The 10518-nt window shown below is 31.8% G+C and carries 7 protein-coding genes and 1 pseudogene; 7 read left to right on the top strand and 1 reads right to left on the bottom strand.

Annotated elements, in window-relative coordinates; all coding sequences use genetic code 11:
* Nucleotides 1-430, top strand: a 430-nt coding sequence (locus WBN21_RS10950) for a lipocalin family protein (RefSeq protein WP_424200209.1), incomplete at its 5' end; no start/stop codon positions are given.
* Nucleotides 431-576: 146 nt separating this feature from the next.
* Here the strand turns inward: WBN21_RS10950 and WBN21_RS10945 are convergent.
* Nucleotides 577-2118 (bottom strand): hypothetical protein, encoded by a 1542-nt coding sequence (locus WBN21_RS10945; protein WP_424200207.1) that lies wholly within the window; start codon nucleotides 2116-2118, stop codon nucleotides 577-579.
* A 363-nt stretch (nucleotides 2119-2481) separates the two neighbouring features.
* On the opposite strand from WBN21_RS10945, the gene ychF reads away from it, so the two are divergent.
* The 6 genes and pseudogenes from ychF to WBN21_RS10915 all read left to right on the top strand — a co-directional run.
* On the top strand, nucleotides 2482-3576 hold the full coding sequence (gene ychF / locus WBN21_RS10940) for a redox-regulated ATPase YchF (RefSeq protein ID WP_424200205.1): 1095 nt from the start codon (nucleotides 2482-2484) through the stop codon (nucleotides 3574-3576).
* 100 nt (nucleotides 3577-3676) lie between these two features.
* Nucleotides 3677-4153 (top strand): SRPBCC family protein, encoded by a 477-nt coding sequence (locus WBN21_RS10935; protein ID WP_424200203.1) that lies wholly within the window; start codon nucleotides 3677-3679, stop codon nucleotides 4151-4153.
* A gap of 114 nt (nucleotides 4154-4267) precedes the next feature.
* On the top strand, nucleotides 4268-5173 hold the full coding sequence (locus WBN21_RS10930; protein ID WP_424200201.1) for a DMT family transporter: 906 nt from the start codon (nucleotides 4268-4270) through the stop codon (nucleotides 5171-5173).
* Between the two features lie 318 nt (nucleotides 5174-5491).
* Nucleotides 5492-7348 (top strand): DNA topoisomerase IV subunit B, encoded by a 1857-nt coding sequence (locus tag WBN21_RS10925; protein WP_424200199.1) that lies wholly within the window; start codon nucleotides 5492-5494, stop codon nucleotides 7346-7348.
* Between the two features lie 84 nt (nucleotides 7349-7432).
* Nucleotides 7433-10102 carry a DNA gyrase/topoisomerase IV subunit A gene (locus WBN21_RS10920; RefSeq protein WP_424200197.1) on the top strand — a complete coding sequence of 890 codons (2670 nt, stop codon included), beginning with the start codon at nucleotides 7433-7435 and terminating at the stop codon, nucleotides 10100-10102.
* A gap of 210 nt (nucleotides 10103-10312) precedes the next feature.
* A pseudogene (locus WBN21_RS10915) lies at nucleotides 10313-10518 on the top strand (hypothetical protein); the annotation flags it as partial.

Raw genomic sequence — 10518 nt, 5'->3', positions numbered from 1 at the left:
CATGAGTAGAATTGTAAATGTATTTTTTATACTAACAATTGGATTGTTGGTATCTTGTAGTAGCGACGATAGCAATGATAGCAATTCGTTTAAAACAGATATTATTGGAACTTGGGAAGGGTTTTCGGCAACGATTAATGGCGAAGAAACTATTGAGAACGGTGATTGTTTAGACAGAGTTATTTTTACAAGTAACACGGTGGAATCTAAAGAGTATTATGACTATGAAGACGGTGCTGGTTGCGTTCTTGATTATGAAAGTGGTGCTGGGACATACTCAATAAACGGAAATATGTTAACAGGAACTGTGGATGGTGAAACAATAACCTTCGAGATTTTGGTATTAAATGGCACAACTCTTAAAATTAAAGGATCAGTTACCGAAGATGGCGTAACGTTTACTTTTATAGAAACGTTTAGAAGACTGTAAATTAACAAACCTTAAAATTAATCGAGACTTTTAAATCCTGAGCTAAAGCTTGGGATTTTTTTATTGCTCTTTTTTAAGGAAGTTATGTTGATTTTTTACTTTTAGATTTGATGAAAGGCTTTTTTTTAATTAATGCTTTCGGCATTTTATTTAACCTTTATTTTCACAAATCTTTGATTTTTTAAATTATCAATGTCTTGACCAAACATTAATAACGTATTATCATCAACCCAGTTATATAAAGAAGGCCTAATAGTGATTCCTTCTAATTGATCATTCCTAATTAATAGTTGTCTTTTATAATCGCCAGAATTTAAATCAACATTGGCAGATATAAATGCTTTATCATAATCTGTAAAATAATTTGCTAATAGCCCTGTGGTATGATTCAAATTTTTGGCACTACAATTATAAAGTAAAAACAATTGATTATTTTTATAAATAGGATGATAAGAATTATAAATGGATACATTCGGTTTATCATTGCGCTTTCCAATTTTATTCGTCCAAATTATTTCTCCATCTTTATTTAGCTTAATAACTGCAATGTCGTGATGATAGTAGGTTATTGAGTAATTATAAGAATAAGACCAAATTTGTTCCGCAAGCACTAAAAGTTCGTCATTATCAAGTTTTAAAGTTTGCCTTAAAATATAGTTTTGATCTGCTCTTTTTCCTTCTTTATACTTAGCAATGGCCTTTTTTTTCTTTTTCCCATCATCCATGAGTTTTGCGAAAAAATCTGAGGTAAATTTATTGTATTTGGAGGTTAAAATATTGCCGTTTGTTAAATCAATTTTTGCTGCATAAACACCGTTCATGGCATACAAATCTTTTTCAGAATATAATCCCGTTAAAGCTAATTCATTATCATTAATTATTGTGGTGTTTAATGATCTTAAATGCACATTTTCGGGTCTAATAGTTGCAAGTAGTCCTAGTTGGTCGCTCTTAATATTATAGATTTGAAACTCGTACCTATGATTGTTTTCGTCATTTAAGATTTTATAAGAATCATATTTTTTACAGACTATAAACAGTTCGTTTTTACTATTTACAAATACACTTCTATATGATAAAACATCATTGTTATAAGGGAAATTAAAATAATTACTTGTTTTTTCATTAAAACCAGAATCGAAAGTTTGAATTCTAATTTTGGCAGTTTCATTGTTTCTATTGGGTATCGTATAAAAAAGCGTGATGGTATTTTCATCATCACTAATCATGAATTTACTTATAGAATTATTAGCGTTTTTCGAATCATTTAAAACAGTAGTAATTTCTTTTTTCGGACTTAATAAGAAGGTGTCTAACTCTATATTTTGGTAGTAAAAAGTTTTGCCGTTTTCTGTTAGCAAATAAAAAACATGCACAATTTTGTTTTTTATTTTGATTAAACCAAGCGAATTGAATTTTCCCTCATAAGTATCACTTTTTAAATTAATTTCTTGGTCTGAAGGGGTTAAATCTAAATTGAATTTCCTTAAAAACATATCATCTCCTTGCCCATACTTACCTTCGGAGTAAAGTAAATAGTATCCGTTTTCATCCTTACCAATAATATCAACAGGAATTTCTCTCTTTTCATTTTTGAAAATCGAGCCAAATTCAACATCTAATATGTTTTGAGAGGTTACTACATGGTAATTAATAGAAAGTAGAAATAAAAGAAGAAGTTTTTTCATAAGGTTGTACAGAATTTAAAGTAGAATTTGAGTAAATATAATAATACGATTCGAAAATTGGTGCATTAAGGATTATCTTATTTACATCAAAAAATTTAGAATTTTATAGTGGGTTTTAAAAATTCCTCCAGGTCTGATTTTGTTTTTATTCTTGAAGAGAATTTATTTATTAGGAATAGATTTATTTGCTTTTTGGCAATATTATCCTCTATGTTTAATTTGCAATTTGCAGTTAATAAAATTCTTTTTTATTAACTACATTTGCACTCGCAAAAACAGGTTGCCATGATGAAGGTAATTTTTTTGAATTATTAAGACCATAATATGAATTCCGTTTTCACGGAATAAAATAAATATATCATAATGAAAGCAGGTATAGTAGGATTGCCAAACGTAGGGAAGTCAACCTTGTTTAATTGTTTATCAAATGCGAAAGCCCAAAGTGCAAATTTTCCGTTTTGTACAATTGAACCCAATATAGGTGTGGTAAATGTGCCAGATCCGCGTTTAGAAAAATTAGAATCTTTGGTAAAACCAGAACGGGTTTTGCCAGCAACTGTCGAGATTGTGGATATTGCAGGATTAGTTAAAGGAGCAAGCAAAGGTGAAGGTTTAGGGAATCAATTCTTAGCTAATATTCGTGAAACCGATGCTATACTTCATGTGCTACGTTGTTTTGATAATGATAATATTGTGCATGTTGACGGAAATGTAAACCCGATTCGTGATAAGGAAACTATCGATATGGAACTACAGCTAAAAGATTTAGAAACTGTAGATAAGAAATTAGATAAAGTAAAGCGCGCTGCAAAAACAGGAAATAAAGAAGCCCAAAAAGAAGAAGCGGTTTTATTAAAAATAAAAGCTGGATTGGAATCTGGAATTTCTGTAAGAGCCTTAGAGTTTTCTGAAGATGATTATAATGATTTTGTAAAACCATCACAGTTTATTACAGAAAAGCCTGTAATGTATGTTTGTAATGTTGATGAAGGTTCTGCGGTTTCAGGAAATAATTATGTAGAACTAGTCAAAGAAGCCGTAAAGGATGAAAATGCTGAGGTTTTAGTTTTAGCAGTTGGAACTGAAGCAGATATTAATGAATTAGATGATTATGAAGAGCGCCAAATGTTTCTTCAAGATATTGGTTTAGATGAGCCCGGCGCTGCTAAATTAATTCGTTCAGCATATAAATTACTTAACCAACAAACCTATTTTACCGCTGGTGTAAAAGAAGTGCGTGCTTGGACAGTTGATGTTGGTGCAACAGGACCACAAGCTGCAGGGGTAATTCATACCGATTTTGAAAAAGGATTTATTCGTGCTGAAGTTATTGCTTACAACGATTATGTTACATACGGAAGCGAGGCTAAAGTGAAAGAAGCCGGTAAAATGCGTGTTGAAGGAAAGAACTATATTGTTAAAGACGGAGATGTAATGCATTTCCTTTTTAATGTGTAAAAATTAATTACATTTATTGTAAATTGTGACTTTTTGTTAATTTTGTGTCTTTTATTAAAGAATATTACTAACAGTAAATTACAAATTAATCAATAATTTTATGCCTTTAATTGAAGTCCAAACTGAAATAACCGCGGACTTAAAAACATGTTTCGATTTAGCACGTGACATTGATTTCTATCAAAAATCATTAAAAAACTCTGCCGAGATTGCAGTTTTTGGAAAAATAACGGGTTTAGTTGAATTAAACGATTCTATTACCTGGGAGGCAAAACATCTTGGTTTTGTTAATCATCTTACTTTAAAGGTTACTGAATTTGATAGTCCAAATTTATTTGTGGATGAAATGATTCAAGGTAATTTTAAAGCTTATAAACATGAGCATATTTTTATTGAAAGAAATAAAACGATAATGATAGATAGGTTTTATTTTGAATCACCTTACGGGTTTATTGGAAAATTCATAGATTGGTTATTTATGAAAAAATATATGACCAATTTCTTGAAAAGGAGAAATGAAGCATTAAAAATAATGGCTGAAAAGATTCAAAATAATCACGGTGTCATTAAACAGTAAAAAAGTCACTCAAATTTTTACTTTTTTCCCTTAAGAGCATGAAAAATGCCTTGAACATCGTATTTTTTACTTTCTCGGCATTATTGTTAAAATTCACCTGTCTACTTTCGTTTCATGCAAAGAACGCGACAGTTTTGGTATGGAATAGGTTTGGGTGTTTTAGGAATCGTCATGTTTTCCTCCAAAGCAGTCATGGTAAAATTAGCCTACAACTACCATGTTGATGCCATTAATGTTTTACTTTTGCGTATGCTGTTTTCTTTTCCTTTTTATTTAATTATTGCTTATTTATATAGTAATCAAAATACTGTTGTAAAGCCAAACAATAAAGATTATTTGTGGCTCGTATTTTTTGGTTTTGTTGGTTATTATTTAGCAAGTTATTTCGATTTTGTTGGTCTTACCTATATAAAAGCAAGCCTAGAGCGAATTATATTGTTTCTATACCCAACAATTGTCCTTTTATTAAATAAATTCTTTTTAAAACAGCCTATTAATAAAATTCAATGGCTTGCTATTGGGTTGAGCTATTTAGGGATTGTTTTTGCTTTTTCAGATGAAGTTTCCATTTCTGGTTCAGATACTTATTTAGGAGGTTTCTTCATTCTCTTGAGTGCCATAACATACGCATCATATTTAGTAGGCAGCGGTTGGCTAATCCCCAAATTCGGAGTCATGAAATTTACAGCATATGCTATGATTGTTTCGTGTGTTTGTGTATTTGTTCATTATAGCCTTATAAGTGAATTAAACCTTTTTAGTTTTTCATGGGAAGTTTATGCTTTAGGAGGCGCTATTGCTGTTTTTGCAACGGTAATTCCATCTTTTTTAGTATCTGCCTCAATCAAAATGATTAGCTCTTCTAACTTTGCCATTGTTGCTGGAATCGGACCAATTTCTACCATTGTTTTAGCCGCTATTTTTTTAAATGAAAGACTAACTTTGTTACAGCTATTCGGTGCTTTGGTTGTTATATTAGGAATTTTATTGGTGTCTCTTAAAAAAGAGCAAAAATCTTGATATAAAATTTAATCCGTTGTATTTCATCGAACCGTGGCGTTTAATTTAACAAGGTTTTTAGTGTTACAGAAGAAAAAGCAAAAGCATTCGATTATCACCTCGATATTATGCTAAAAAGCAATTAAACGACCTAATGTAATGCCAAGAGCCCTTTTATGTTTAATGTATACTTTATAGAAATCGAATCCAAATTACTCTTTAAGCCAATGTTCTCAACAACATTGGCTTTTTATTGTTAATTACTTTGTAGGCTTCCTGTTTTATTTTTTAATTGGTTATGCTATATTAGCAACCCCACCAAATTTCTCAAAAATATAGATGTTAGAAGAAACTAAATATACCGAAGATAATATACGTTCATTAGACTGGAAAGAGCATATCCGAATGCGTCCTGGAATGTATATTGGAAAACTTGGTGATGGTTCTTCACCAGATGATGGTATTTACATTCTTTTAAAAGAAGTTTTGGATAACTCTATTGATGAGTTTGTTATGGGTGCTGGGAAAACCATCGATATTTCTATTCAGGGAAATAAGGTTATTGTTCGTGATTATGGTCGTGGAATTCCTTTAGGGAAAGTGGTAGATGTGGTTTCCAAAATGAATACTGGAGGGAAGTACGATTCTAAGGCCTTTAAAAAATCGGTAGGGTTAAACGGTGTTGGTACCAAAGCTGTAAATGCACTTTCAAATTATTTTAGGGTTGAATCTACTAGAGATGGTAAGTCCGCTTCGGCGGAATTTGAGCAAGGTAACTTGACTAATCAAGATTTGCTTGATGATACTACCCGAAGGAAGGGGACAAAAGTATCATTTGTGCCAGATGAATCCATTTTTAAACACTATAAATATAGAAGTGAATATGTAGTTAAAATGCTTAAAAACTATGTGTATTTAAATCCTGGTTTAACCATAGTTTTTAACGGCGAAAAGTATTATAGCGAAAATGGGTTAAAAGACTTGCTCGCTGAAAAAATTGCTGATTCAGATTTGTTATATCCTATTATTCACTTAAAAGGAGAGGATATTGAAGTTGCGCTAACACACAGTAAAACCCAATACAGCGAGGAGTATAATAGTTTTGTAAACGGGCAAAACACCACGCAAGGAGGCACGCACCTTAATGCGTTTAGAGAATCATTAGTTAGAACTATTCGTGAGTTTTACGGAAAGAATTACGATGCTTCAGATATTAGAAAATCTGTAGTAAGTGCCATTGCCATTAAGGTGATGGAACCCATTTTTGAAAGTCAGACAAAAACTAAATTAGGGTCTACAGATATGGGAGGGGATTTGCCAACTGTGAGAACCCATATTAATGACTTTCTAAAAACGAAACTTGATAATTATTTACATAAAAATCAAGATGCCGCTGAAAAAATCCAACGTAAAATTTTACAGGCCGAACGCGAGCGAAAAGAGCTGTCTGGAATTAGAAAATTAGCAAAAGATAGAGCGAAAAAAGCAAGTCTTCATAATAAGAAGTTACGCGATTGTCGTGTGCATTTTGGTGATACTAAAAATGAGCGTAATTTAGAGTCAACACTTTTTATTACCGAGGGAGATTCTGCTTCTGGAAGTATTACAAAATCACGTGATGTAAATACGCAAGCCGTATTCAGTCTAAAAGGAAAGCCACTAAATTGCTACGGACTTAGTAAAAAGATTGTTTATGAAAATGAAGAATTTAATTTACTTCAAGCTGCTTTAAATATAGAAGAGTCTCTTGAAGATTTGCGTTATAATAATGTAGTAATTGCAACAGATGCTGATGTTGATGGGATGCATATTCGTTTGCTTCTCATTACATTTTTCTTGCAGTTTTTTCCTGAAGTAATAAAACAAGGGCATTTATATATTTTACAAACACCATTATTTAGAGTTAGAAATAAAAAAGAAACTATTTATTGTTATTCTGAAGAAGAACGACGGAATGCAATAGAAAAGCTTAAACCAAAACCGGAAATTACAAGATTTAAAGGATTAGGTGAGATATCGCCAGATGAATTTAAATATTTTATAGGAGATGATATTCGTTTAGACCCTATTATGTTGGATGATAATATGTCTATTGAAGAATTGTTATCTTTCTATATGGGGAAAAACACACCAACTCGTCAAGAATTTATTATTGATAATTTGAAGGTTGAATTGGATATTATTGAGGAAAACTAAATTAATAATATTTCTGCAATATTTTGTCTTTAATGACATTGCAGCAGGAATTCAAAAACAAAACCAAAAAATTAAGAGCTTTTAATGACAGAAGACCAAAACGACGATTTAGCAAACGAACATAACGAACCCCAAGAAACCATTACCAGAATAACAGGTATGTACAAGGATTGGTTTTTAGACTATGCATCTTATGTTATTTTAGAGCGTGCTGTACCAGCCATAGAAGACGGTTTTAAACCCGTACAACGCCGTATTATGCATTCTATGAAAGATCTTGATGATGGACGCTATTGTAAAGTAGCAAACATCGTTGGACATACTATGCAATATCACCCACATGGAGATGCAAGTATTGCTGATGCTATGGTACAGATTGGTCAAAAAGATTTGTTAATCGATACCCAAGGAAACTGGGGGAATATTTTAACAGGAGACCGTGCTGCTGCATCTCGTTACATAGAAGCACGAATTTCTAAGTTTGGATTAGATGTTGTTTTTAACCCTAAAATTACCGAATGGCAGGCCAGTTATGATGGGCGACGTAAAGAGCCTATTAATTTACCTGTTATGTTTCCTTTACTTTTAGCTCAAGGAGGTGAAGGTATTGCAGTTGGACTTTCAACAAAAATTTTACCACATAATTTTATTGAACTAATTGATGCTTCGATAAAACACTTACAAGGCAAACGTTTTACCATTCTACCCGATTTTCCAACGGCTGGAATCGCCGACTTTTCAAATTATAATGATGGAAACAGGGGAGGTAAAGTTCGAGTACGTGCTAAAATTGCGCAATTAGATAAAAATACACTTGTTATTACAGAATTGCCTTTTGGTACAACAACATCATCTTTAATAGATTCTATATTAAAAGCCAATGATAAGGGGAAAATAAAGGTAAAAAAGATTGAAGATAATACGGCTGCTGAAGTTGAGATTTTGGTGCATTTGCCATCAGGATTATCACCAGATAAAACCATAGATGCATTATACGCATTCACCAGTTGCGAATCATCAATTTCACCATTAGGATGTGTTATTGAAGATAATAAGCCGCTGTTTGTTGGTGTTACAGAAATGTTACGTCGTTCAACCGATAATACGGTTAAGCTTTTAAAACAGGAGTTAGAAATTAGGTTAGGCGAATTTGAAGAGCAATGGCATTTTGCATCCTTGGAGCGAATTTTTATAGAGAACAGAATTTACCGCGATATTGAGGAAGAAGAAACTTGGGAAGGCGTTATTAATGCCATTGATAAAGGATTGCAACCTCATATAAAGCATTTAAAACGTGCTATTACAACTGAAGATATTACGAGGTTAACAGAAATTCGAATTAAGCGTATTTCTAAATTTGATATTGATAAAGCACAACAAAAAATAGATGCTTTGGAAGATCAAATTGCTGAGGTAAAACATCATTTAGCTCACCTTATTGAATACGCCATAGCTTATTTTACTAGACTTAAAAAGGATTATGGTGAAGGACGCGAGCGCAAAACTGAAATAAGAACTTTTGATGATGTAGATGCTACGAAAGTTATTATTAGAAACACGAAACTTTATGTAAATAGGGAAGAAGGTTTTATAGGAACCTCATTAAAACGTGATGAATATGTAGGCGATTGTAGCGATATTGATGATATTATTGTATTTACAAAAGAAGGTAAAATGATGGTGACAAAAGTTGACGCAAAAACCTTTATTGGTAAAGATATTATTCATGTGGCAGTATTTAAAAAGAAGGATAAGCGCACCGTTTATAATATGATTTATAAAGATGGCTCAAAAGGCCCATCATACATAAAGCGATTTGCAGTTACTAGTATTACCCGCGATAGAGATTACGATTTAACAAATGGAAATAAAGGATCTGTTTGTTTGTATTTCTCAGCAAACCCTAATGGTGAAGCAGAGGTTGTTACCATAAATTTAAGGCAAGCAGGAAGTATTAAGAAACTAAAATGGGATATTGATTTTTCAGATATACTCATTAAAGGCCGTGCTTCAAAAGGAAATTTGGTAACCAAATATTCAGTAAAACGAGTTGAGTTAAAAGAAAAAGGTGTTTCAACATTAAAGCCACGAAAAATTTGGTTTGATGATACGGTTCAACGTTTAAATGTTGATGGTAGAGGGGAACTTATTGGAGAATTTAGAGGTGAAGATAAGTTGCTAATTATCAACCAATCTGGAATGGTTAAAACGGTAACACCAGAAGTTACCATGCATTTTGATGACAATATGATTGTGATGGAAAAGTGGATTCCTAAAAAGCCAATTTCTGCGATTTACTTTAATGGTGAAAAAGAACTTTACTATGTAAAACGTTTTCTTATTGAGCAAGAAGGAAGAGAAGAATCTTTTATTTCTGAACACCCAAATTCGCAATTGGAAATTGTATCTACAGATTGGAAACCTATGGCCGAAATTGTATTTGCTAAAGATCGTGGTAAGGAACGTAAAGACAATTTAGAAATTAATATTGAAGAATTTATTGATATAAAAGGACTTTCTGCCCAAGGGAATCAATTAACTAAAGATAAGGTGAATCAAATAAATCTATTAGATCCAATACCTTACGAAGCTCCTGAGGAAGTTCATGCTGATGATTTAGAAGTTATTGATGAAAAAGAAGTGTCAATAGAATCAGCTGAAGAGAAAAGAGAAAAGCCTTCAAACGATGATATAATTGACTCAGATGATGATGATCCGGAAACAGATGAAGAGGGCCAAACTGCACTATTTTAAAAAAAAATGACTTTGTCAAATTCAAGTAGACTTAAAAAAAACACACAAAAGTTAGGTCTTTTTTTAACTCTAATTTCTAGTGGGCTTTTAATATTTGGTTGTTTTATTTGTTATTTTAAATTAAATATTTACTCTTTTTTATTTTCTTTAGTTATCCCATGTTTATTTGTCCTTAATGCCTTGATATTCATTTATTGGTTAATAAAGAATTTGAAGTATATCTATTTTCCATTATTAAGTTTGGTTTTATATTTTATATTTTTTAATGTTCCATTACAGCTTAATAATACTGATAAAAAAGCGGATGAAGTGTTAAGCATTATGACTTATAATGTAAAGGCGTTTGGATCAACAAATGACTTCAGGAATTTAGCTAAAAGTAAAGATATATTAGAATTCATAAAAGGGGAGAATCC

This window comes from Algibacter sp. (assembly GCF_049667265.1).
In the GTDB taxonomy this organism is placed as follows: Bacteria; Bacteroidota; Bacteroidia; order Flavobacteriales; family Flavobacteriaceae; genus Algibacter_B.
Note: the sequence above shows the minus strand (reverse complement) of the source record. Positions and strands in the feature narration are given on the sequence as shown.